We start from the raw sequence: 24,398 nt of genomic DNA, 5'->3' as shown, positions 1-24,398 counted from the left end.
CATGTTTACTGTCGACTCTATTTCGATTCGGTATGAGCAGAAAAACATTATTAACAACTTCTCTTTTTCCGTAAAAAAGGGTGAAATCGTCTCGATTATAGGACCAAACGGTTCAGGTAAATCTACATTACTTAAGGCGGTATCACGACTAATTCCATATCATACGGGTGCGGTCACACTCGATGGTACGGATCTAAAGTCCATGACTGCCAAACAAGTGGCTCGAAAAATGTGCATGCTGAGCCAGAAGAACCAAGCGCCTAATGATATGACCGTGATCGATCTCGTCTCCTATGGAAGGTATCCTCATAAAAAATGGTTCGAAAAATTAAATCATGAGGATATGGAGATTGTCCACTGGGCACTGGAAAAGACACATTTAAAGGATTATAAGGATCGAGCAGTTTCCTCGTTATCCGGTGGTGAATCACAGCGTGCTTGGATTGCTATGGCCTTGGCGCAGCGCCCTTTGGTTATGTTGCTTGACGAACCGACCACTTACTTGGATATTTCGCATCAGCATGAAGTTCTTGAGCTAGTACGTGAGCTAAATCAAGACATGGGGATGACCGTCGTGATGGTGTTGCATGACCTCAATCAAGCCTCTACCTATAGTGACAGTATTGTTGTGGTGCAGGCGGGTGAAAAAGCGATGTATGGGGCACCAAATGAAGTTATGACAACCGATATGATCCGGAATATATACCGAATGGATGCCGAAGTTCAATATGTTCCTGCAGAGACGAAACCTCGTATTCATTTGTTAAGTACCGTTCGCTAGATTCGTGGCTAGATTACATAACCTATTAATGGAGGGATTTTATAATGAAGAAGCCTGTAGATGTAAAGAAAAATAAAGAAAACTATTTGCAATTTATTGCGAATCGTAAAAATCTGATTTTGAGCTTAATAGATGACGAAGGAAAACCTTTTATCAGCTATGCTCCTTTTGTTAAGCATGAAGGCAAACTTTATATTTACATTAGTAAGATCGCCGAACATTACAGATATATGGAAAATAACGAGTTTGTAGATGCGCTTCTAATTGCAGATGAGTCTGCGACGAATAATAAATTTGCAACGGAACGTGTGCGGTGGAATTGCACAGCAAGCAATATCGGGAATGACGGGCATGAGGAGATCTTTGAATTGTTTAATGCTGATCATGGGGCGGCAATGGTGAATTTGCTGCGTGGATTGGATTTTTCACTGTTTGAATTGACACCTGTCCAAGGGCGTTATGTTGTTGGTTTTGGCTTGGCCTTTGACATCGACGTAGATGCGAACCTGTTCAACCATGTGGTGATCGACAAGAAAAAAGACGAAGAAGCCACTGTATAAGGGAGCAAATAATCTATGACTTTCACTTTAGTGTTGCCAATCTGGCAAGCGGTGCAAACGCGATTTCATAAAATGGTGAAGGCATTGCCGGAAGAGGATCTTAACCTTAAGCTAGGGAACTCTACGATTGGGGGATTAATTCAGCATAATGCGGAAGTTGAGTTTATGTTCGCAGAGTGGTTTTTTGCAAGACCTAATCCTCAAGGCGACAAGGCGGCATATTCTACATTGAATGAACTCGTTGATCTGCTGACTGTTTCCAATGAGAATCTAACTGCTGCGATGCAGGAATTTCCGGAAGAAGCGTGGCATGTGAGTGTGGAGTCGGCTTTTGGCACATCTACACCGCTTGAAGCGATAGGCAGGCTTATGTATCATACAGGCATTCATGCCGGACAGATTTCGCTTATACAGAAAAATGCAGTCCGAAGTGAAGTGAGTAAATTGGGAAATGATTGATGAGAAAACGGCAGAAATGTCGTTTTTTTTGTGCGTAAATAAGGAGTTTTTAAAAGGGAGCTTGGTTACTTGTTGACGTTCTTTTGATGTCCCTTGATGTCCTTTTGATGTCCTCTGCTGCCTCTGAATTTGGTATAATGTAGGGGATTATAAGGGGGCGCTGATTATGACAGAATACTTGCGAGGCCAAATTGCTAAAATGGCGAATGTGAATATGGAGACGTTAAGGTATTATGAAGAGCTCGGATTAATTAGCACTCCCTTACGTTCAGAAGCTGGTTATCGTCTTTATTCGGATGAGGTGCTTAGCCGACTTGTTTTTATACATAATGCTAAACTGTGTGGTTTCACTTTAAAGGAAATCAAGAAGGCACTCACTAAATCTGAAAGCAGCGGCATTAGCATAGATGATTTTGTAACTGTTGTGGATAAGAAAATGGATCGAGTTCGTGGCGAAATTGCAAAACAGGAAATAAAACTAACAGCCCTCGCAGATTTGAGAAAAAATTTGTTAGCCACAGATAAACATCCAGGCGTACAGTCCACGCTCGAAATCCTAAAAATGGATTCTTAACTTGACCTTGTAGTCTCCTACAGACTTTACAATCTGAGTTGAAAAGAATTGTAGGAGGGATTAACGATATGGAAAAGTCAAGTACAGAGCAGCTTGCAGCGATCAAAGATTATTTGCGACAAAGCAACCGATTGGATAGCAAGTCTATCGGGCAAATACGGCAGGAGATGGCCGCGACGGCTGCGAACATGCCCATTCCTACGGATGTTATCGTCGAGCGGGTCATGATTGGACCCTTAAGTGGAGAGTGGATTATTCCTGTGAAATCTGCTCCACCCGCTGATGAAGTGATCCTTTATTTCCACGGTGGGGGTTTTATTTCTGGGACTTGTGAATTTTATCGAGATTTGGTTACACGAATTGCAAAAGCTAGTGGTAAGAAAATCCTAATCATTGAGTATCGCTTGGCACCAGAATTTACTTATCCGGCTGCTAACGAAGATTGTATAGACGCTTATCTGTGGCTGCTCGCGAATGGATATTCTGCCGGGAATGTCTTGCTTGGAGGGGATTCTGTTGGAGCCAGCCTTGCGCTGATGACGTTGATTACTTTACGGGATGCGGGTGTGGAACTGCCGGCGGGTGCTTTTTTAATCTCGCCGCATACAGATCTCGTCCATTTGGATGGTGAATCGTATCTGAGTCGGGCGGAGTTTGATCCAACAGGCAGCATAGACGGAAATAAACGAATAATTGATGTTTATTTAGGTGCTCGGACAGAACTAGCTCCTATATTATCTCCTTTAAGGTTGGATTTGCAGGGATTACCTGATTTACTTGTTCAAGTAGGCGACCACGAGGTATTGTTAAGCGATGCAACGAGGTTGGCTGAACGAGCACAAGCCGCGGATGTTCATGTAGAACTGGAAATATGGGAGAACATGTGGAGCGTCTTTCACTTTTTAGCTTATATGCTGCCAGAGGCGCAGCAAGCGATCGCGAATGTCGGTAAGTTTGTTAGAACGAGGCTAGATCGGATTGAGCAAAAAAGCAGCTGATATTGCGCGCCTTCTTGAGAGATCAAGGAGGTTTTTTTGGCGAAATCGTTAGGTTCGCAGAAGGTGGATTGCTAGATACTGGGCTTCTTCATCGTAACGGACCGTATTGCAGCTATTTGCTCAATTTAGCGTGTTTGGCTAACTTTTCGGACTGCATAGCTCTTATTGGCACATAAGAACGCCGAAGAGGTGGGGATTTGGGTGGATAGCTGCATTTGAGTCCGATAGCATGGTGAATTACGGTGATTTTCGGAAATAAGGGCTCCTCAGTCCGAATTCATGTAGGAAGGGGGCTACGGAGAATTAGACACCAGACGTGTATCTAAGTTTAATAAATGGGTGTGAGTATATACTGATAATGATTTAACGAATGACAAAGTGGCAATATTGTCAGTTCGTTTTTGAACATGATATGCTATGATAATTACCACCAGAGATAGAGCGAGGGGAATACATATGTCGAATGATCTTCCATTATCAAAAGAAAAAATTTTGGACGCGGCTGAACAAGTGCTCCGGCGTTTTGGCCCGGACAAGACTTCTGTTGTTGATGTAGCGAAGGTGCTTAAAGTAAGTCATGGTACGTTGTATAGACATTTTTCCAGTAAATCTGCTTTGCGAGAAGCAGTAACCGAAAGATGGTTGCAGTATAATATTTCAGAGCCTTTAAAGAATATTTCAGAGCATTTTGATGGGAATGCCAAAGAGCAGCTCCGATTATGGATGGACACGCTGATTCGTAGTAAACGCACCTATGCTGTGGATGATGCCGAAATGTTTGCTATGTACGCAGCTGTAACTTTAGAAGCGGTGGATATGATTACCCTACACGTAGATCAATTAATTGGGCAAATTGCAGGCATTATTGAAAAAGGCATACAATCCAAAGAGTATAGAGTGGTGGAACCAGTGGTAACGGCTAGAGCAATTTTTAATGCTACTTCGCGGTACCATCATCCAGCACATGCTATAGAGTGGCAGTCGGCTACGATTGATCAGGATTTCGCCTCTGTTTGGGATTTGCTCCTTTCCGGGATTTCTTTGTAGTATCTAATTAAAACCTTCTGATGTTCAGGAGGTTTTTTTGTGTCTTATAGCGGTATAAATCCCGCAGTTTAGTTTGAATTGAGCGACTTGCAGCGAATGAGCGGTATAAATCCCGTAGATTAGGCTGAATCGAGCGACTAGCAGCGAATGAGCGGTATAAATCCCGTAGATTAGGCTGAATCGAGCGACTAGCAGCAGATGAACGGTATAAATCCCGTAGATTAGGCTGAATCGAGCGACTTGCAGCGAATGAACGGTATAAATCCCGTAGATTAGGCTGAATCGAGCGACTAGCAGCAGATGAACGGTATAAATCCCGTAGATTAGTCTGAATCGAGCGACTAGCAGCAGATGAACGGTATAAATCCCGTAGATTAGGCTGAATCGAGCGACTAGCAGCGAATGAGCGGTATAAATCCCGTAGATTAGGCTGAATCGAGCGACTAACAGCAGATGAACGGTATAAATCCCGTAGATTAGGCTGAATCGAGCGACTTGCAGCGAATGAGCGGTATAAATCCCGTAGATTAGGCTGAATTGTGCGAGTTGCAGCGAATGAGCGGTATAAATCCCGCAGTTTAGTTTGAATTGAGCGACTTGCAGCGAATGAGCGGTATAAATCCCGTAGATTAGGCTGAATTGAGCGACTGTTGCAAAATATGTGAAAAGCGAATTAGAATGACAAATATTAAAAAATGTCACTTGTAATTTGTAATCGATCGATTTATAATCAGACCAACAAGAAGGACAAAGTAATAGGAGGAATAAATATGAACCACAATTTAGCTGGAAAAGTAGCATTAGTAACAGGTGCATCGAGAGGCATGGGCCGGGAGATTGCGGAGAACTTGGCACAACAAGGTGCGAAGGTGGTCGTTAACTATTCGAGTAACCCCGGCAAAGCCGAGGAAGTCGTAACCGGTATTAAGCAAAAGGGTGGAGAGGCCGTCGCTATTCAGGCAGACATCAGCCAGGTGGCAGAACTTGAACAGTTATTCCAAACTACACTAGAAGCCTATGGACAACTCGACATTCTCGTCAATAACGCTGGTATTATGATCACGAAGCCGATTCTAAATATGACAGAAGAGGATTTCGACATGCAGTTTGCGATTAATGTGAAAGGCACCTTTTTTGCTTGCCAGCAAGCAGCTAAATATATGAATGATAACGGACGGATTATCAATTTTTCAACTTCCGTTACGGGTCAAATGTTCCCGACCTACAGCGTCTATGCAGGAACTAAGGGAGCAGTGGAACAAATCACTCGTCAGCTGGCCAAAGAATTTGGACGAAAAGGAATCACTATCAATGCTGTTTCACCGGGACCTGTGAATACGGAGTTATTTACCGTAGGGAAATCAGCGGAAGAGATTGCGACCGTGGGAAATATGAATTCCTTTGGACGTTTAGGCGAGCCTGAGGATATCTCAAACATTGTGTTGTTCTTAGCCAGCAAGGAATCACAGTGGGTTACAGGGCAAACGATCCGTGTGAATGGTGGATTTATTTAAGCTGGTGGCTAAAGGGATCTTTTTAATAGCTGAATGTGGTCAATCCTTCTAATATGAATGTAAATAAAAGGAGGAGTGAACCATGACGCAGATCATCTGCTCACCAACTAAATATATACAAGGACATGGTGAAATTCGTAAGCTGGGAGATTATTGTTCGCAGCTTGGAGCGACAAGAGCTTATGCCATTATTGATCCTTATATTTTCTCTGTGTACAAAAAAGAGATCACATACAGTTTTGAAATGAACGAAATGCCACTAGTGATGACTGAATTCAAGGGCGAGTGCAGCAGTAATCAGGTTAATGAGATAGTTGCAGCACTTGGCTTGAAGGATGCGGAAGTCATTATAGGGATTGGTGGCGGCAAGACCCTGGATACGGCAAAAGCAGTAAGCCACATGAGTAACCTCCCGGTAGTTATTGTACCCACAGTGGCTTCAACGGATGCACCTCGCAGCGCTTTATCAGTGTTGTATACGGATGAAGGAGACTTTGACTGTTATCTTCCATTAAAAAGAAATCCCGATCTGGTTATCGTAGACGTCGATATCATTGCCAAAGCTCCTGCAAGATTGCTTGTTGCTGGAATGGGTGACGCGTTGTCTACTTTTTATGAAGCAAGAGCTTGCCGAGAATCTGGGGCTATTACCCATGCAGGTGGGACTAGCACAATTGCAGCCCTTTCATTAGCTCGTGCCTGTCTGGATACCCTTCTAGCAGAGGGTGAAACGGCATTAAAAGATGTTAAGCAAGGCATTACCTCTCCTGCGGTGGAACACATTATTGAAGCCAATATTTACTTAAGTGGCATTGGGTTTGAAAGCGGCGGACTTGCTGCAGCGCATGCGATTCATAATGGATTGACGCTGCATGAGGAATGCAGGAATACACTTCATGGTGAAAAGGTTGCTTTTGCTACGATCGTTCAGCTTGTACTGGAGAAAGCACCATATGAAGAGATTGATCAGGTGATTGATTTCTGCAAAAAAATCGGCCTTCCCGTTACTCTCAAAGATCTTGGGATTACAAATAAGGATATCGATCAGTTGATGACTGTAGCTGAAGCTAGCTGTTCTAAGGATAGCCCCATCTGGAATATGCCAATTGAAATTCAAGCACTGGATGTGCTGGAAGCTATTCTTGCCGCAGACGCACGGGGACAATAGAAAAAACTCGACTGTAAATTATTGCGAACCTTCCTCGTACATATTTAACCTTCGTGAACCAAACAATGAGAACAATTGTTTAAGACGAAGGAGGCGTTCCTCTTGATGAAGGACAGTCGAAGTTTCAAACGTTATTTACTGATTTGGATTGCTGTTGCTGCTCTAATGGTTACTTTAATCGGTTCCGTGGTACCGTCTGTTTCAGCTGCCGAGTCCAGAGACAACCCTACAAACACACCAAGTGAAGAGAAGGCATCTCGACGTAATAAGGTCGTAATTATTATTGACGATTTCGGCAATGACATGAAGGGGACGGATGAAATGTTTTCACTGCCGATTAAGCTTACGGTGGCGGTCATGCCCTTTTTGCCTACATCTGTGAAGGATGCCACACGCGCGCATGAACGCGGAGATGATGTTCTTCTCCACTTACCGATGGAGCCGCGCCAAGGTAATCCTAAATGGCTTGGACCAGGAGCTGTACTGGCCAAGATGTCTGATGAGGAAGTCCGTCAAAAAGTAGAGGCAGCACTCGATAATGTGCCTTATGCTATCGGCATAAATAACCACATGGGCTCTAAGATTACCGGGGACGAACGGATTATGGGTGTGATCTTATCCGTGTGCAAAGAGCGGGGATTGTTTTTTGTGGACAGTAAAACCAACTACCGTTCTGTTGCTGGCAATATGGCTTATCGAATGGGGCTGCCGCGTGTAGAGAATCATATCTTTTTGGATGATACACACACAGCCAATCATGTCCTGAAACAAATGGGCCTCGTAAATAACCTGGCGAAGGATCAACGATTCTGCGTAACCATTGGTCATGTTGGTGTATATGGAAAAGAAACCGCCGCAGGCATCCGCAGCGGTGTTGAGCAAATAAAAGATGATGTTGAATTTATAGGCATTTCTGATCTAGTCAAAAACGAAATGAACTGGAACTCCAATCCTACACTTCCATAAGATAAGCTACTATGCCGCCAGCAATCGCTTCTGCAATTTCTTGTTGCCCTTTAGGGGTGCATAGCTTTTCGCGATCTGTCGGACTGCTTACAAAACCCGCCTCAACAATTACAGTTGTGGCGGTTATTTTGTTGAGTAAATAAAAGGGCTTACCCGGTCTTGTCTCAGCACGGATATTATAGAGACTGTTTAATTGTTGCTGAATGGTCTGGGCAAGGATAAAGCTGCGGCCTTCTTGGCGATATAATACAAGCGGACCATGTTTGGAAGGAGAAGGTGCCCAGTTAACATGGATGCTGACCACTACGGTAGCTGGTAATGTCTCAGCCAGTTCTTTACGCTGGGCAAGATCGCGCAGATGTCGGGATTTACTGCGCAGCCAGCGGTTCTCATCACTTGGGGCATAATCTCCATTACGATTTAAGGCAACATCAAATCCATCACTGCGCAGCAGCAGAAATAATCGGCGTGAGATATCTAATGTAATATCCTTCTCAAGAATGTTGCCGTAGGAAGTACCTCCGTCGATCCCCCCATGTCCTGCATCAATTAAGATCATACGGTGGCCGTGGCTTAAGAGATGCTGACGTTCATCATTCACTACGGGTTTGGATGGAGTTGCAGAAGCATATGCACTCCCCACAAACAGCATTAGAAGTCCAACTGTAGTTAAAGTAATACGTAAGCCGCATATTGCAGCTGCTGTCTTGGAATAAGCTTTATTTCTCCCATTGTTCAAATGAACTCCTCCTTGCATGTGAATAACCTCGTGCCCTAGATTCTTTGTTAGATTGTGCTTTAATAGGTAAACCTATTCGAACAATCCGGGACAAGAGTTTAGATATATGCTCGCTGGTGCACACTAAGAGCATGGAACGACGCTGGTTATCTTAATTCACTTATAATGTAGGAGGTGTTACAAATGGCTTCCGGCGGCGATGAGCTTGTAAAGTATATCACTGAGAAGGTAGTTGTTTATATCGAGGATCCGCGTGCCATTCATGCTCGTAGAGCGGCTACAAAGCAGCCGTGGTCACAGAAATGGTTCGGTATGCTTCCGCTTGGTTGGTCGATCTGGCGAAGCAAATGGAGCCACAGTGACAAGGATTGAATTTCACAAATAACAAATAACAAATAACAAATAACCTTCCAGTGCCTTGTTGAGGATGGCAGCGGAAGGTTATTTGTTATGTTTAGTTATAGATATTTCTGTCGGGCAGCTTGTGCAGTGTTCCTATAGCCTGCAAGGCAGTGAGTGGCAAATACCGTCTTCCTTCTGGCCCTGATGCTGCGTAAACGGTAGGCATGTTGTTTATTGCTTTTGTTTTATTCGAAGCAGGCAACCAGTTTTGATAACCTGTAATCATGAAAGGTGCCCCTACGATATCATTTTGGCCAGCGGCTTGATAAGCAATACTTTCCTTGGGACGAATCAGTGCGGCGATATTGTCACCGCCTACAGCAAGCAGTTTTGGGGAGGTCAACCACATGATATCTTTATAAGGATCATCTGTTCCCCCGCTTTGATAGGCCGAAAGCGGAGACAAATCAGTAGTTAGGTTAGTGATTACATCCGTTTCTGTCTGCTGTCCTTTAAGCACTTCTTCCGCTTTACTTAGCGTCCACGGTAAAACTTGCGGCACGGAAGCATTGATAAATATTGTCTTATCGTCAATGACGATTTTCCATACGGGTAGAAGTGGTGCATATAAGGCTGTGAGTTTTATTTTTCCTGTATAAGATGAAGGTATAAGTCCTTCCTGCACCAAAAATTGGCGCAGTTCTAATAAACTATAGGGGAGTCCGTAAGTGCCAGCTCCATATTCGCTAAGCATATACCCACCTTGATCCGTAGCGGAAATGATCATGTAGCCGATCCGCTGTTCACCTTTCATAACGTTGACAAGCCAGCTATGAGTACCTGGACCCAGAGGATAATATTCTATTCCTGCGTCCTTCCAGGCTGTAAATGGAGCTTCTGCTGCGAGCTTGTTCAGTGTACTCTTGGCAAATTCCTGGACTGTACCGGGTGAAGGTAAGATATCCATCCGTAGTAAAGGTATTAAATCCTGTGTGACTGAATCAACTACACTTACTCTGGAAGCGGCAAGCGCAGAAGAGGAACCGGAGCTCGTTGCGATGAGTCCGATGCATAGAAGCAGGAGGAAGCAGCTTTGACCTGCAAGAAGCAGCCTCCGCCGTACACTTATTTTCATGGCGTCGTTCACCTTTCTTTGTTATGAAATATCAGAAAGTAAAAGCTTCCTTTTTATTGTAGAGGACAAGCTATAAAAAGGCTGTTGCTTGCTGTCGCGCCGGAAGGCGGAAGTTCTCTTGTTTTTTTGCCTGCTTTTAGCGAGTAGGGTCGCATTCTATAGGCTCCGCAGATGAAACAGTCCATAGGTCACCGCAGAAACTGCGATTTGCGGCTCATATTGCCAAATGGTCTCTTGTCGACGCCGATTATACTGCTCTTGAGTCGCTAGGCGTTTTTCTTCGTCAGGCTCCTTCAGCAGCTCTCCATAATAGACATCAATGATGTCCAGTTCAACCCTTAGCCGCTCACGTGCCTGTTCTGCCCAAGTGTAGTCCAGTTCGGCTAACTGAGCGGTAAGATGAGTTTCCAATAAGTCGGTAGCGGCTGCTACTGTCATTTCATAAGGCTGGATATGCACATTTTCCGGCAAGCGTGGCATCATTTCTTTTGTGGAAACTTTTGCATTAAAGTCATCAATGATGGTTCCCTTTGTTAGGGAGATGCCAAGATAATGGAGTTCTTCACGTTTCAAATCGCAGCTCATCTCCACTTTATAGCAGACACTAAGCCATGGCTCGTAAGCGGCAGAGAACAGCGTGTTTCGCTGCCTGCTGCCCGGGTCCTCAAATAAGTAAAGGCATTTCCCTTCGTCCCGAGCGGCGTTCCAAATCTGTTGCAATCGCTTGCTTCCGTAAATAATATCCTCTCTGCGGATCATTCCTGGCCCAATTCGTGGGAGTGCCGGCACAATGCCGAAGTAGCGGGCTAGGATACTTTCCTCCGGGTCAGTAGATGGAGCATTCACTGCTTCTGAGCCGGGGGAGGCGGATTCGAGTAAGTCAGCGCTGGCCTCTGCATCGTTTGTTTCGCCTGTAGCTAGGCTTCCGGTGACAACTTGATTCAAAATGCCAGCACTACGATTTGCAATGGGGGGAACCTCTACTGCAGCTTGACTGTCGTATTTTTCCGGATCAAAAACAAAGGTGAAAGAAAGGGTCTCAGGATCTACACCTGTGCGCTCCACGAATCCCCAATAATACGGCCGGTCGGTGAGCATTTTGTCAGCTCTAGGTGATAATTTCACAGTTACGTGAAGGGGCGAAGCCTCAATGATGGAGCATTCAGTGGCTTCAAGATAGTCCATCACATGCTTGCGTACTTCCTGTGCGGTGAGGGTCATGTCGCAGTCCCACTTTCTTTTTTAATACCCTGTGTCAATTCACTGAGGGATTCACCAATATGGTCCAGCTCATGCCGCAATTCTTCGTCGGAGCGGGATTCGAGCATGATTTTGTATAAACTTTTCTCCAGCGATTCCTTCTTTTCAAAACGTTCCAGGATTACATCCAGCCCGCCAATCACCATTTCAAACATATTGATTTTTTCATGCAGCAGATGCAGGATATGTTCTTCAATCGTGCCTTGCGTAGACAAGTTGTAGATCACTACGTCATTTTCTTGCCCTAACCGGTGGACACGGCCGATACGTTGTTCCACGCGCATGGGATTCCAGGGCAGGTCAAAGTTGATCATATGGTGGCAAAATTGCAGGTTAATTCCTTCACCACCGGCTTCCGTTGCAATCATAACTTGAGCGCGGCCGCGGAAAAGATCCATCATCCAATCTTTTTTTCCACGGTTCATTCCGCCGGAATAAGAGACACACATCAGCCCATGTTCACGGAAATACTGTAGTAAATACTCTTGAGTTGCGCGATATTCCGTGAAAACGATGACCTTTTCATTCATTTCTTGAATGAGGGCTAAGGTTGTTTCAGCTTTAGTGTTTGTTTTAACGGTACGGAGGGTCTGTAGCAGCTCCATCATCCGGTCTCTTTTTGGGGAATCCGCAGGCAGCTTTTTGATCAAATTAACTAAAGTGATAAAGACGGCATCCCGGCTGCTGCACACCTCACGTTGAAGGGTTACCAGAGAAAGCATACTGCTAAGATTGCCGCCGGATTCCTGATACTGGTCTTTGACAAAGGAAGTAACACTGTTATACAAATCTTTCTCTTCTTGGGAGAGAACTAAGGGAATATTACGGACTTTTCGTTTCGTGAAATTAACAGGACCTTCACCACGGCGATTGCGGATCATGACCTTCGAAAGCTCGTCCCGCAGTTGACCTTCATTCTTGGGCAGGCGTTTATCAACCACGAAATTCGAGGCAAAATCGCCCTGATTTCCAAGTTGCCCCGGCTTCAGTATAGTGATCAGATTAAAGAGTTCGCCCAGATCATTCTGAACGGGAGTCGCGGTGAGCAGCAGGCAATATTTTTTGCGTAATTGCTGTACAAATAGATAATTGGTCGATTTTTTATTTTTCAGCTTGTGAGCTTCATCAATGATCAACATATCGTATTCATTTTCCAGCAAGATTTCCTTATGCGGATCTCGTTTGGCGGTATCCATCGATGCGACGACTATGGCGTTGCCCCAAGAATAGGCTTTTTTCTGAGCGACAGCAGTGATGCCAAATTTCGCATTCAGCTCACGAACCCATTGCAATACTAGAGAAGCAGGTACGAGAATAAGCACTTTGGAGACAAGACCGCGTACGAGATATTCTTTGAGCACCAGTCCTGCTTCAATGGTCTTGCCCAGTCCAACCTCATCTGCAAGAATCGCGCGGCCTGACATTTCGAACAGAACCTTATGCGCTGTATCCAGCTGATGGGGAAGAGGGGACAAGCCGGATAAATGCTTCATACATTGCAGCTCATCGAAGCTCGTTACTAGACCTGTTTCCTCTCCTTGTACGGCAAGCTTAGATAAACGGTAGTCTCCCCATGGGCCGCCCTTTTCCAATTTGAGCTCCAGATCTTGCAACCAATTCCGGTCAAAAGAAAGAGGAACAGGCAGTATCGGCGCGGGTGTTCCCCCTTGCTGGGGTAGAGAATTACGGAATAATTGCGTCATAATGCAGCCTCCTCAAGCTCGGATTTATATCACCATTCGTAAGAGTAGTATGCTCGTAAACGAGAGAATTCATAACCTCCTATTTTTCACGATAGCCTTTAAAAAAGAGAGCAAGAGCGAGAAAAAGCAGCAACGTTTGCGATAATTCGGCAACTTGACTCTATTTTCGAATAAGACCTTCGATACAATATGTGGTATAGTTTAAAAGCTGACGCACACAATATATTGTGACAAAAGCTTGAAAATGTATTTTTTATAGAGTGCTTAGCTGGTATTTGTTATTGACAAGATGAGCTTCCTACATACACCTGTTAAGCAGTGGAGGATGGTAAGGGAGTTTTTGTTGTGGGCCCATACCTTGGACCGGAAACTAATATCTACTACACATGCGGGAGGTTTTTTTATTGAGTAAAGTGGAACGTAAGCAACGCCTTGAAGGGCTAAGTGAAAAAATATTTTTGGATCGTTATGCTTGGAAGGATGCAGACAGCAACAATGCTAAAGTAGGCGACGTTGTATTGGTGCTGACCAAAGATGATCCGAAGTTTCCAACTAAGGAAGTCGGAGAAATTGTGGAGCGCAGTGGTCGAATCGTAACTGTAAAGACACGCAGCGGTGAGTTTGTGAAATCGGATGTTGAAAAGTTGACCCTTAATATAGAAAAAACTCCTGAGGAAATGTGGGACCGTCTATCCACAGCGATGGCTTCTGTAGAGAAGACACCTGAGCTTCAAGCAGAATGGGCGGGCAAATTCCGTTCAATTCTGGATGATTGGAAGCTTGTGCCGGGTGGACGTATTGCGGCTGGTGCAGGTGCTAGTGAAGAATTAACATTGTTCAACTGTTATGTAATCCCTTCTCCAAAAGACAGCCGTGGCGGCATCATGCAGACATTGTCTGAAATGACGGAGATTATGGCCCGTGGTGGCGGTGTGGGCATTAACCTGTCTTCATTGCGTCCTCGTCGTGCGATTGTTAGAGGGGTTAATGGTTCATCCAGTGGTTCCGTATCTTGGGGCGGTTTGTTTAGTTATACTACGGGGCTTATTGAGCAAGGCGGCAGCCGTCGTGGCGCGCTCATGTTGATGATTAATGACTGGCATCCCGATGTTGAGGACTTCATTACCGTGAAGCAAACGATGGGCCAAGTCACTAATGCTAACCTTTCGGTATGTGTGAGCAATGGTTTTATGAAGGCTGTAAAAGAAGATCTGGACTGGGATCTCGTATTCCCGGATACAACCGATCCTGAATATAACGAAATATGGGATGGCGATCTCGACAAGTGGAAAGCTGCCGGCAAAAACGTTATCCATTATCGCACCGTAAAAGCGCGTGACGTGTGGCGTACGATCATTGAATCGGCATGGAAATCCGCTGAGCCAGGCGTCGTGTTCATGGAATACTATAACCAGATGTCTAACAGCTGGTATTTCAACCCGATTATTTGTACGAATCCTTGTGGAGAGCAAGGCCTGCCAGGCTGGGGAGTCTGCAATCTGTCTGCGGTGAACCTGTCCAAGTTCTACGATGAGAAAAATCATGATGTAGATTGGGAAGATCTTGCGACTACAACCCGTTATTCGGTCCGTTTTCTGGACAATGTAATTGATAAAACACCTTATCATTTCCCGGAAAATGAAGCGAACCAGAAAAAGGAACGCCGCGTGGGTCTCGGAACCATGGGATTGGCGGAGCTGATGATTAAATTGAACATCCGTTACGGCAGCCCGGAATCGTTGGAGTTTCTGGACAAGCTATACGGCTTTATGGCTCGTGAAGCCTACCTTGCTTCGGCAGAAATTGCTGGAGAGAAGGGTTCCTTCCTAGCTTTTGATACTGAGAAATATCTAATGAGCGGCTTTATGAAAAATATAGTCGAAGCGTATCCAGAGGTTGGCGAAGCGATTCGTGAACATGGTATGCGTAACGTTACAGTGATTACACAAGCACCTACAGGTAGTACAGGTACAATGGTAGGTACTTCTACGGGAATTGAGCCTTATTTTGCCTTTAAATATTTCCGTCAAAGTCGTCTTGGCTATGATGAACAGTTTGTTCCAATCGCTCAAGAGTGGCTGGAAGCTCATCCGGGTGAAGAGCTGCCGGACTACTTTGTAACTTCGATGGATCTGTCAGCTAAAGATCATATCCGTGCGCAAGCAGCGATCCAACGCTGGGTAGATAGCTCTATTTCCAAAACAGCGAACTGCCCGTCTGACTTTACGGTTGAGGAGACGGCTGAGCTATATGAAATGGCCTTTGATCTAGGATGTAAGGGTGTTACGATCTACCGCGATGGAAGTCGTGACGTTCAAGTTCTGGAAACCACGAAGAAGGAAGACAAAAAAGAAGCCGCTCCGGTTGCGGCAGAAGAAGCTACAACTACTGTAGAAGCGAGTACAAGTGTTGTAGCAGCAAGTCCAGCGCCTCAAGTGACTACAAAAGAGGCGGATAAACAATACAAAAAACGTCCGCAGGTTCTGCGCGGCGCTACCTATAAAATCAACACACCATTTGGGATGGCATATATTACGATCAATGACCTTGATGGAATACCGGCTGAAATCTTCCTGAATGTAGGTAAAGCGGGTTCTGACGTCTTTGCTATGGCTGAAGCATTAGGCCGTGTCTGCTCCTTGTTCCTCCGTTACGGAGATCATGGTGAGAAAGTGGAGCTGTTGATCAAACATCTGAAAGGCATTGGCGGATCAGGAGCTATCGGCTTCGGCGCGAACCGGGTTGAATCCATTGCTGACGCTGTAGCTAAGGCACTGGAATCACATGTGCTGAACAATGCTCATGATGATCATGTACCCGCTCCGATTGCAGCAACTTTGGAGCTGGAGGATTTCAATGAAGCGTTAAATGCGGAATTGAAATCGAGCGTTCCGTCAGCTACGGAAGATGGACATGGTGGTCATCATGGACATAATCACTCTACGGCTTCCCGTGACCTTTGCCCATCCTGCGGCAGCGCCTCGCTAATTAATATTGAGGGCTGTAAGACTTGTGGCAATTGCGGGTATAGTCGTTGTGGGTAAACGTTAGAGCCAATAAGTGTTTTATGGGAAAACTAGAAATGTGACTATGCATAGCTAAAAGCCAGCGATCATCGAGAGGAAGTGTTAATCTTTTATCTCAATGAATCGCTTGTTTTTTTATTATTGATGATGTTCATTAAGAGGTTTTAACTATATGAGTTTGATAATTAGTGCAATTCAAAAGGGAAGTATAATTGTAGATACTAATTTTTTGGAGGAGCAGGTACCTGCACCACACAATAATTTATTTGGTTTCGAATCATGCAGAAAAACTCTCTGGGGAAATGATTTAATTAGTGAACTCGGATGTGAGTTAATATATTCTTTAAAGAATACGAATATTTTTGCATTTGATGAAGAAATAGAAAAACTGGAAAGTGAATTCCTTATTTTGCTTGATAATTTAGATACTATAGAACTACATACAGACTATGATAAAGAATTTATTGAATGTAGGGTAAGAAATGCTTTGGAGATGATAAAGGTAGTATTTAAAGAAAAAGATAAGGTTGGAATTGCGATTTGGTAAGTAACATCGTATTTACGCGGTGTGTCTGGTCTGTGAAATCTGTGTTCTGACTAAGCTTTTTAACACAAAAAACACGCGTACTTGTCTAACAAAGGTACGCGTGTTTTTGTTATTCCACTACGAGAGGAATTATTTTTACATATCTAAATTTTTGAATGCGTAAGGCAATAAATCCCTTAAACTCAGCTCTAAGATTTCTTTTTTCTCATTGGTTAAATAGACAGGCATGTCAGGCAAACAGAATTCCGATAATACTTGTCTGCAGATACTGCATGGCGGCAGAAAATCCATTGTGTCACCTGCTACAGCTATAGCCTGAAAATCACCTTTAGTATAGCCCTTTGTAATAGCCGTGAAGATTGCTGTTCTCTCAGCACAATTAGTAGCGCCAAAAGATACATTTTCTACGTTTACTCCATTAATAACATTTCCATCTTTAAGTAATAAGGCTGCTCCAACTGGAAATTTAGAATAAGGGGCATAAGCAGCTTTCTTTGTGTTACGTGCGCTTTCCATTAATTCTTCTTTATTCATAATACTCACCCTTTTTTAAATAAGAATGAACCTTTCGGTCCCCTTATCGCCAACTTTAAGGTTGGCAGGACTTCTAATATTATAGTCACACCAAATGGTTGTCAACATGTACTACTCGAAAAGTATCATTAGGGAATCATAGCTTTAAAATATAACTAGATATAGTAAATAGAAGTTACACATATTAAGCCCGCCATGGTAACCTTATCTTAAAAGCGACGAGTAGAGGGGTTTTGTAATGTGGGAGCGGCAGAGAATACATTTAAACAAAAAATATTGAGCAAAAAACCGGGTATTATAACATATGGGATGACACCACCGAAGGCAAGCCACGCACCAGAAAAGGTCTCGGAAATCGCCCAGAAACAGGTTGAAAGACTTAAAAACCTTGATTTAGATGCGTTAATTCTGTACGACGTTCAGGAAGAAGTAGACAGAGTGGATCATGAAAGACCTTATCCCTATTTACCAACGATTGATCCGGCTGTCTATGGTGATAAATATCTAAGACAGGTGGAGGTCCCAAAAATAATTTACCGGTGCGTCGGTAATGATACTAGAGCCCAGTTCGAGGATTGGGTTAAAACTGACGAAAATGAAGATAGATTTTCCGTGTATGTGGGCGCTTCGTCAAGTAAACAAGAGGTGAAATTGAATTTACCAGAGGCTTATAAGCTAAGTAAACAGCTAAATAACAATTTAACTTTTGGCGGAGTTGTCATTCCGGAAAGACATATAAAAAGGAATGATGAGCATATACGGGTTGTCGAAAAGACCAACAATGGGTGCAACTTTTTTATTACACAGGCAACTTATAATGTAGAGGCATCTAAGAATTTATTGTCTGATTTATATTATTACTATACAAATAACGGTTTTGAGATGGTTCCTATTTTATTTAATCTTGCACCATGCGGCACGGCGAAAACATTACAATTTATGAAGTGGTTAGGGATCAGTATCCCGGGATGGTTAGAAAACGAGTTAAAATACTCGAATGATATTTTGGATAAATCAATCCAGCTATCACAAAAAATCTTTGAAGAATTGCTAGATTTCGGGCTGGAGAAGGGAATTCCTATTGGTTGCAGTATTGAAAGTGTTTCAACAAGTAAGTTGGAGATTGAAGCATCCGTACAGCTTGTTAAAGATGTGAAGGCTATTTTGGATAAGAAGCTGCCTACCAAATAGAAAAAGATTCCTCAAATTATTGAGAAACCCAGGTCATTTAAAGACCATGGGTTTCTTTTTAGGTTATATGCCACTAGGTCAAATTATTAAACATTATAGCCGAAGCCCAGTATAGTAAAAGACTTGTCCTGATCTTCCGGCACCATTCTGATTTCTACCTGATGCTCCCCACTAACCTCATTTTGATAAAGAATTACCGGATTGCAATGTGTCCAATTATTCTCATGTGGATCAGCGGTGACTACAAGACAACCATCGACGTAAATGTTTGCCTTGCCGAATTCGCTGCTGCCAGAATCCTTGTATACAAGGATGAGATTTTTGCTTGTTATCGTCAGCTTGAAGCTGTGTTCCCCAGACGACGCTGAATGCATCCAATTATGAGGGAATTCCGGAGTTCCGAAAGGATTGGTATCCATTTCTACCCGCTGCAAATCGGTATCGATCCCCGAAAATCCGTCCACCTCGATCCTGCCTGCGTCAATATGGCTTTTGCGGTCCAGCAGAAGGGTTCCCGCAAAATCATTCCCGATGACCGGATGTTGATCCAATAGGAGATCATCTTCGTCCATTAGCGTTTTGTGGGTTTCGGAGAATAAATAAGCCAGACAATCAGCCATTACCCGGTGACCATCATTAGTAGGATGATAGATATCATAGAAAAATTGCCGTTTCGAGAGGATGTTCCCCTCATTTTTGCTTAGGCGGAACTGCCCGGATACCGCATCCTTTACACTAACCATAGGAAGATTATAAGCCCGGCCAATGGGGGAGAGCCGTTCCTGCAGGTTCCAGTCATTCATAAACACGCTGAACAGGAGAACTACTGCCGGTCTATTATCGGCGGAAAGTATTTTTAGGCATAAGCTTTCAAAACAGTTGCCTTTCGTTTCATCCCCTTCGTCGTTTACCGCAAATTCTACCACCACGATATCAGGTGTTACAGAACCTTCCCGGAGAATATCCCTTTCATAACGGATGACCCCAAGCTCGGACGGTGTTCCACCTACCCCAGCCTTCACAAAATGGATGTTCTCACCACCATTCGTACCGAATAATTCCTTAAATCTCAGATACGATTGGTAGGCATAACATTCTGTATGGATCGGCTTAGCACCTGCTCCCTGAGTAATGGAACCCCCAATATAAGCAATCGTGACATCCTCACCTTTTATAGCCTTATGGATGGCCGTTTTTAATCTTTTATTATTGCCCGGATGAAGCAAGGATTGGGTAATGATCTCCCGGTATTCGTTAGAATCAAACGCTACAGGCGGTTCAATGATTAGCTCTGGTACAGAATAACCGTCATGCAAATAAAAAATTATACTCGCGATGGCCAGTTCGCCTTCATGTTTAAATTCAAAAGCGAATTTGCCGAGCACTGCATCCTCTTCAGACCATTCCAAATCCTCTAACTTTAAGAGGACTTCTGAACCGTCGGAGGGACAGGGCACACGTATGCTGCTGCCTGTTTCGTATTTGCTGGTTTTGCCCCAGTTCTGCAATAGAAAAGAGATAGGCTCGTTCTGCTCATGATCCCTTCTCACAGACACTCCGATACTATGGACTAATTTGCGAAATCCAACACAGTTTCCTAGCAGCTCCAGTATTGTCTCATCAGTGACGCCGCCAATATATCTGGCCTTGTCGATTAGATAGTTACCTTCCAGATAAACTTCCTGTGAAGATGGACCTTCGGCCCGGGCTGTCGCCTCAATCGCTGTTTCGTAGAGCACAAAAAAACCATTCCTGCGTTCAGCCGGGTCCTTGGGCGCCTTTGGACCTTCAATCTTGCCACCTGTAATGACCCCGTTATTGTTTTTCATATTGATCATCCTCGCTTTTTGTATAAGCTTTTCTTGTTATGGATGCGTTTGCAAAAAACATGCTTCTGTTAGAAGGAATACCTGTTAACAGTAACACCAAATATCCAGATTGTTCAACCGATAAACAAAGTTTCATTTAATAATTACAAAAAGTTGCTAGTTTACACATGGATGTTGAAATCGCTTACTTATATAATGTGCCTAGTCATACGAAAATAGGATGCTTAAGGGGAGAATTATCATGCCTACGAAGGAATTGCACCTTGTGAAGCAGGGCAGTGCTGCCAAGATTTACGTAGACCCCAAGGGGAAAGATTATGAGGGATTACGCCGGGTGGCACAGTCTTTTGCAGTAGATGTTAAACAGGTAACAGAGGTTGAGCCTGAGATATATACACAATTGAACGAATTGGATGGAACAGTCATAATCACTGGATCGATAGGGAGTAATGATTTTATCGATGATTTAATCGCGGAGGGAACCGTTGATGTATCGGTCATCCAAGGTAAAAGAGAATGTTATAAAATTCAGGTGGTTGAACAACCCACAGCGGGAGTGGACAAGGCGCTCGTCATTGTAGGAAGTGATAAACGGGGGACGATTTACGGGTTGTATTCGATCTCCGAAAAGATTGGAGTTAGTCCTTGGGTGTACTGGGCGGATATTGTGCCGGAGAAGAAGCCGGCATTGTCCATTCCTGATAACAAGCTTCATGTGATCTCCAAGGAGCCTTCGGTTAAATATAGAGGTATTTTTTTGAATGACGACTGGCCGTCTTTAGGTTCTTGGGTAACTCAAAGATTTGGTGACTTTAATGAAGATTTCTATGACAAGGTATTTGAACTCATTCTTCGCTTGAAGGGGAATTATTTATGGCCGGCGATGTGGAGCGCCGAATTCAGCCTGAATGGTAAAAGCAGCCCGATTGCCAACGCCAAGCATGCACAAGAATACGGAATTATTATGGGGACCTCCCATCATGAACCCTTATTCCGGGCAGGCAGTGAATGGCAGAAGGTATACAGCCAATACGGAACAAGTAACCTATGGGATTTCGCCCGTAATAAACAGGCGATTACAGATTTCTGGGAAGACGGAATCAAGCGTAATCAGGACTTTGATAACTTGATTACCCTAGGCATGCGGGGGGAAAGTGACTCTGCGCTGGAGGGCTCCAATCAGGAGAATATTGATCTGCTTAAGGACATTATACTTACGCAAAAAGAACTATTGAAGAAATACAATCTTGAACATGCGCCGCAAATTTTGGCCGTTTATAAGGAAGTTGAGAAGTACTGGTATGGCACTGCCGGGGTGGAAGGGTTGAAGGACTGGGATGTTCTGAATGACGTTACGATCCTGCTTGCTGACGATAACTTTGGCAATCTCCGCAAAATCCCGACGAAAAACGAACGTAACCGCAGCGCAGGATGGGGGATGTATTATCATTTTGACTATCATGGTGGTCCGCATTCCTATGAATGGTTAAATACGACCCCGCTTGAAAAAGTCTGGGAGCAAATGTGTATGGCATTTGACTATGGAATCCGTGATGTATGGATTGTGAACGTCGGAGATTTGAAGCCTATGGAATTGCCCATTTCCTACTTTCTGGATTTGGCCTACGATTTTGAGGCTTGGGGGACAGGTGCAATCAATCGGACTGTGGAATACACCAACCGTTGGGTAGGGCAGCAATTCGGATATGTGCTGGAACAAGAGACATGTCTGGGAATCGCACAATTGTTAGGGGATTATACCCGGATGAACGGTCGGCGCAAGCCTGAAATTATTTATCCGTCCACCTTCAGTCCTATCCATTACAATGAGGCGCACAGAGTTCTGGAGCAAGCGGTGATGATCGAGAAGGCTGCCGGCAAATACGATGAGCTAATCCCGGAACAACTAAAGGATGCTTACTTCCAGCTCGTATATTTCCCTGCTGTTGCCTCGGCCAATGTGGTCAAAATGCAAATTTATGCTGGACTGAACCATCTATACGTTAAACGAAATAGTATGTTGGCAAATACTTACGCTGCTCTGACCCGCGAAACCATCGAACGGGATAAGTATCTGGAGCTGGTTTATAATAGCGGAATTTCGGATGGAAAATGGCAGGGAATGATGAGTTCCCCTCATGTAGGGTATATACATTGGAATGCAGAAGGGTGGAAATATCCGGATGTAAACACCTTGACGCCCGCCAGAGGTTCTTTAATGATTGTCGATGTGGAAGGAACGGAACAAGCGTATGTTTCCGGCACAGCTAATCTTCCGGTATTTACAAATCTCCAAAAAGAAAACTATCGCATCACAATCAGTAACGGTGGAGAAGCGGGTTTTGAATATCAGGTGCGGAGCAGCGTAGATTGGATCAAGCTTGAGAAAATACGCGGCTGGATTGAGGCAGGGGAGACGCTTCAGGTTTCCGTAGATTGGGAGAAGGTCAAAGAAACATCGACGGGCGAAATTACGATCTCCGGTGCCGGGAATATAGTTAAGGTGAAGGCAGCCGTGGATTGGATAGACATTCCGGATATGCCACCGATGACATTCATCGAGACCCATAATATCGTGTCCATTGAAGCGGAGCATACCATAACTCGTGTTTCGAAATCAGGGGTGGTATGGAAGACCATTGACAGCTATGGACGTTCTTTATCCTCGGTTAAAATGTTTCCGGATGCTGTATCTTTTGAACAACCGGAGGATGCACCTTGTCTGGAATATCGGATTCTAGTGCAGCAGGACACCGATTATAGCTTAACCACGTATATTGCGCCGACAAACAATCTGTCACAAACTAGCGGGTTAAAATATGCGATAGGTTTCGATGATCAGGGACCCGTGATTAAGGATGCTTTACCAACGAACTTTGAAGGCGGCAATCATGATAATGAACCATGGTGCCGCGCGGTTATGGACAATATTCATGCTGTAACCACCAGCCATGCTTTAACGAAGGGTCTTCATACCCTCCGCTTTTACGGATTGGATGCGGGTCTGGTTCTGCAAAAGCTTGTATTGTCCGCTGCCCAGCTTCCTTATTCCTATTTAGGGCCGGAGGAGAGCTTTTATACTAGCGGGACGGCGTCCATTCTTAGTTAGGTTGAATTAATAGGGCGAACAACTGGGTTGCTTCGGATCCTCCGTTATTTCAGGGCAGATGACGGAGGATAACCCTTTATATTTTTGAAAACGTTGCTGAAGTAGGCGACATCTTGATAACCACAGTGCGCTGCCACTTCGGACACATTAAAACCACCAGCCGATAGAATCATCTCAGCATTGTTCACCCGCACCTTGTTTATAAATTCTTTACAGGTGGAGCCAGTGTTCTGCTTAAATAGCTTACCAAGATATACGGGATTTAGGGCAACCCAATCTGCCAGCTCCTTGATCGTAACTTCCTCCGAATAATGATCCATGATATAGGCCATCACTTTTTGGATTCTTAGATCTATCAGAGGTGTTTCTTGATGGTGGGCGATACTTAATAAGCGGTACACAATCAGTTGAAAGATGGCCCGGGCCTTCATTTTGTAGAAAGGTTGTTTGCCCATCCAGATATGTGAGAATTCTTTAATATCCTCTAGAATCTCTTTAGTTCTCCAATTCCTAGTTACAGTCTCAAAAGGGAGCTGCACATGATTGTCCTCACCCTCCCAGAAGAAATTGAAGGCAAAAGAACGCATGGGTGCCTCCTTGAAAGTCTGAGCTTCCCGAATGCTGCCAGAAGGGGCATAGAGCATATCCCCGGCTTCAACCGTGAATTTCTCTCCATTAATAAAATAGTCAGACTTTCCTTCTACGATGAAGGTAAGATCATGGAAATCAATTTTACTCCTCGTAATCTCCCAATCCGGGAAGGATCGGCGATCAACGAACAAAAAAACACGGGGAACAAGATTTTCGTATTTGGTAATGTCCATTTCTACCACCCCTCTTTCCTTATAAATAGATCCGCGCTAATGCCGATTGGTATATTATACAAAAATGAATCCAATTAAGAAATGGGATTGTA

The 24,398-nt window shown here is 44.1% G+C and carries 22 protein-coding genes; 14 read left to right on the top strand and 8 right to left on the bottom strand.

What is annotated here, in order from left to right; translation table 11 throughout:
- Nucleotide 1: 1 nt before the first annotated feature.
- From MHH49_RS30240 to MHH49_RS30215, 6 genes are all read left to right on the top strand, one after another.
- On the top strand, nt 2-781 hold the full coding sequence (locus MHH49_RS30240) for an ABC transporter ATP-binding protein (protein WP_076100835.1): 780 nt from the start codon (nt 2-4) through the stop codon (nt 779-781).
- Between the two features lie 44 nt (nt 782-825).
- Nucleotides 826-1,341 carry a HugZ family pyridoxamine 5'-phosphate oxidase gene (locus tag MHH49_RS30235; RefSeq protein WP_076143255.1) on the top strand — a complete coding sequence of 172 codons (516 nt, stop codon included), beginning with the start codon at nt 826-828 and terminating at the stop codon, nt 1,339-1,341.
- A gap of 15 nt (nt 1,342-1,356) precedes the next feature.
- Nucleotides 1,357-1,800, top strand: a complete 444-nt coding sequence (locus MHH49_RS30230; RefSeq protein ID WP_038569920.1) for a DinB family protein — start codon at nt 1,357-1,359, stop codon at nt 1,798-1,800.
- A 166-nt stretch (nt 1,801-1,966) separates the two neighbouring features.
- On the top strand, nt 1,967-2,374 hold the full coding sequence (locus MHH49_RS30225; protein ID WP_051491619.1) for a MerR family transcriptional regulator: 408 nt from the start codon (nt 1,967-1,969) through the stop codon (nt 2,372-2,374).
- Nucleotides 2,375-2,442: 68 nt separating this feature from the next.
- Nucleotides 2,443-3,372 (top strand): alpha/beta hydrolase, encoded by a 930-nt coding sequence (locus MHH49_RS30220; protein WP_081386872.1) that lies wholly within the window; start codon nt 2,443-2,445, stop codon nt 3,370-3,372.
- A 456-nt stretch (nt 3,373-3,828) separates the two neighbouring features.
- Nucleotides 3,829-4,419, top strand: coding sequence for a TetR family transcriptional regulator (locus MHH49_RS30215; RefSeq protein ID WP_076100830.1), 591 nt, complete (start codon nt 3,829-3,831; stop codon nt 4,417-4,419).
- Nucleotides 4,420-4,443: 24 nt separating this feature from the next.
- Here the strand turns inward: MHH49_RS30215 and MHH49_RS30210 are convergent, their stop codons facing one another.
- On the bottom strand, nt 4,444-5,121 hold the full coding sequence (locus tag MHH49_RS30210; RefSeq protein ID WP_341138756.1) for a hypothetical protein: 678 nt from the start codon (nt 5,119-5,121) through the stop codon (nt 4,444-4,446).
- A 68-nt stretch (nt 5,122-5,189) separates the two neighbouring features.
- On the opposite strand from MHH49_RS30210, the gene MHH49_RS30205 reads away from it, so the two are divergent.
- The 3 genes from MHH49_RS30205 (at nt 5,190) to MHH49_RS30195 (ending at nt 8,067) form a co-directional block, all read left to right on the top strand.
- On the top strand, nt 5,190-5,933 hold the full coding sequence (locus tag MHH49_RS30205; RefSeq protein ID WP_036689442.1) for an SDR family oxidoreductase: 744 nt from the start codon (nt 5,190-5,192) through the stop codon (nt 5,931-5,933).
- A gap of 82 nt (nt 5,934-6,015) precedes the next feature.
- Nucleotides 6,016-7,101 carry a glycerol dehydrogenase gene (locus MHH49_RS30200; protein WP_341138755.1) on the top strand — a complete coding sequence of 362 codons (1,086 nt, stop codon included), beginning with the start codon at nt 6,016-6,018 and terminating at the stop codon, nt 7,099-7,101.
- A gap of 105 nt (nt 7,102-7,206) precedes the next feature.
- Nucleotides 7,207-8,067, top strand: coding sequence for a divergent polysaccharide deacetylase family protein (locus MHH49_RS30195; protein ID WP_076100825.1), 861 nt, complete (start codon nt 7,207-7,209; stop codon nt 8,065-8,067).
- Here MHH49_RS30195 and MHH49_RS30190 read toward each other — a convergent pair.
- Nucleotides 8,054-8,806: an N-acetylmuramoyl-L-alanine amidase gene (locus MHH49_RS30190; protein ID WP_235219580.1), complete on the bottom strand. Its 753-nt coding sequence runs from the start codon at nt 8,804-8,806 to the stop codon at nt 8,054-8,056. The two genes, MHH49_RS30195 and MHH49_RS30190, sit on opposite strands and share 14 nt — an antisense overlap.
- 183 nt (nt 8,807-8,989) lie before the next feature.
- Between MHH49_RS30190 and MHH49_RS30185 the strand changes: the two genes are divergently transcribed.
- Nucleotides 8,990-9,178 (top strand): YqzE family protein, encoded by a 189-nt coding sequence (locus tag MHH49_RS30185; protein WP_036689445.1) that lies wholly within the window; start codon nt 8,990-8,992, stop codon nt 9,176-9,178.
- A gap of 82 nt (nt 9,179-9,260) precedes the next feature.
- On the opposite strand, the gene MHH49_RS30180 is transcribed toward MHH49_RS30185, so the two are convergent.
- The 3 genes from MHH49_RS30180 to MHH49_RS30170 all read right to left on the bottom strand — a co-directional run bounded on the left by MHH49_RS30180 (nt 9,261) and on the right by MHH49_RS30170 (nt 13,246).
- The gene (locus tag MHH49_RS30180; protein ID WP_076280309.1) at nt 9,261-10,283 is read right to left on the bottom strand and encodes a hypothetical protein; all 1,023 of its coding nucleotides are present in this window, start codon (nt 10,281-10,283) and stop codon (nt 9,261-9,263) included.
- A gap of 156 nt (nt 10,284-10,439) precedes the next feature.
- The gene (locus MHH49_RS30175; protein WP_341138754.1) at nt 10,440-11,504 is read right to left on the bottom strand and encodes a YqhG family protein; all 1,065 of its coding nucleotides are present in this window, start codon (nt 11,502-11,504) and stop codon (nt 10,440-10,442) included.
- Nucleotides 11,501-13,246, bottom strand: a complete 1,746-nt coding sequence (locus MHH49_RS30170) for a DEAD/DEAH box helicase (RefSeq protein WP_341138753.1) — start codon at nt 13,244-13,246, stop codon at nt 11,501-11,503. The genes MHH49_RS30175 and MHH49_RS30170 overlap by 4 nt, the downstream gene beginning before the upstream one ends.
- A gap of 404 nt (nt 13,247-13,650) precedes the next feature.
- On the opposite strand from MHH49_RS30170, the gene MHH49_RS30165 reads away from it, so the two are divergent.
- A complete protein-coding gene (locus MHH49_RS30165; RefSeq protein ID WP_445667562.1) occupies nt 13,651-16,290 on the top strand; it encodes an adenosylcobalamin-dependent ribonucleoside-diphosphate reductase in 2,640 nt (879 codons plus the stop codon).
- 154 nt (nt 16,291-16,444) lie between these two features.
- Entirely contained in the window at nt 16,445-16,819 is a 375-nt protein-coding gene (locus MHH49_RS30160) for a hypothetical protein (RefSeq protein WP_341138751.1), read from the top strand.
- Between the two features lie 135 nt (nt 16,820-16,954).
- Here MHH49_RS30160 and MHH49_RS30155 read toward each other — a convergent pair whose 3' ends face one another.
- Nucleotides 16,955-17,353: a cytidine deaminase gene (locus tag MHH49_RS30155; protein WP_036689594.1), complete on the bottom strand. Its 399-nt coding sequence runs from the start codon at nt 17,351-17,353 to the stop codon at nt 16,955-16,957.
- A 240-nt stretch (nt 17,354-17,593) separates the two neighbouring features.
- Here MHH49_RS30155 and MHH49_RS30150 point away from each other — a divergent pair, with 240 nt between their 5' ends.
- Nucleotides 17,594-18,544 carry a methylenetetrahydrofolate reductase gene (locus tag MHH49_RS30150; protein WP_341138750.1) on the top strand — a complete coding sequence of 317 codons (951 nt, stop codon included), beginning with the start codon at nt 17,594-17,596 and terminating at the stop codon, nt 18,542-18,544.
- An 86-nt stretch (nt 18,545-18,630) separates the two neighbouring features.
- Here the strand turns inward: MHH49_RS30150 and MHH49_RS30145 are convergent, their stop codons facing one another.
- Nucleotides 18,631-20,373 (bottom strand): SGNH/GDSL hydrolase family protein, encoded by a 1,743-nt coding sequence (locus MHH49_RS30145; protein ID WP_341138749.1) that lies wholly within the window; start codon nt 20,371-20,373, stop codon nt 18,631-18,633.
- 241 nt (nt 20,374-20,614) lie between these two features.
- On the opposite strand from MHH49_RS30145, the gene MHH49_RS30140 reads away from it, so the two are divergent.
- A complete protein-coding gene (locus MHH49_RS30140) occupies nt 20,615-23,482 on the top strand; it encodes a glycosyl hydrolase 115 family protein (protein ID WP_341138748.1) in 2,868 nt (955 codons plus the stop codon).
- A gap of 44 nt (nt 23,483-23,526) precedes the next feature.
- On the opposite strand, the gene MHH49_RS30135 is transcribed toward MHH49_RS30140, so the two are convergent.
- Nucleotides 23,527-24,306 (bottom strand): AraC family transcriptional regulator, encoded by a 780-nt coding sequence (locus MHH49_RS30135; RefSeq protein WP_341086208.1) that lies wholly within the window; start codon nt 24,304-24,306, stop codon nt 23,527-23,529.
- Between the last annotated feature and the right edge of the window lie 92 nt (nt 24,307-24,398).

Source organism: Paenibacillus sp. FSL F4-0122 (genome assembly GCF_038002845.1).
GTDB classification, from domain to species: domain Bacteria; phylum Bacillota; class Bacilli; order Paenibacillales; family Paenibacillaceae; genus Paenibacillus_AQ; species Paenibacillus_AQ odorifer.
Note: the sequence above shows the minus strand (reverse complement) of the source record. Positions and strands in the feature narration are given on the sequence as shown.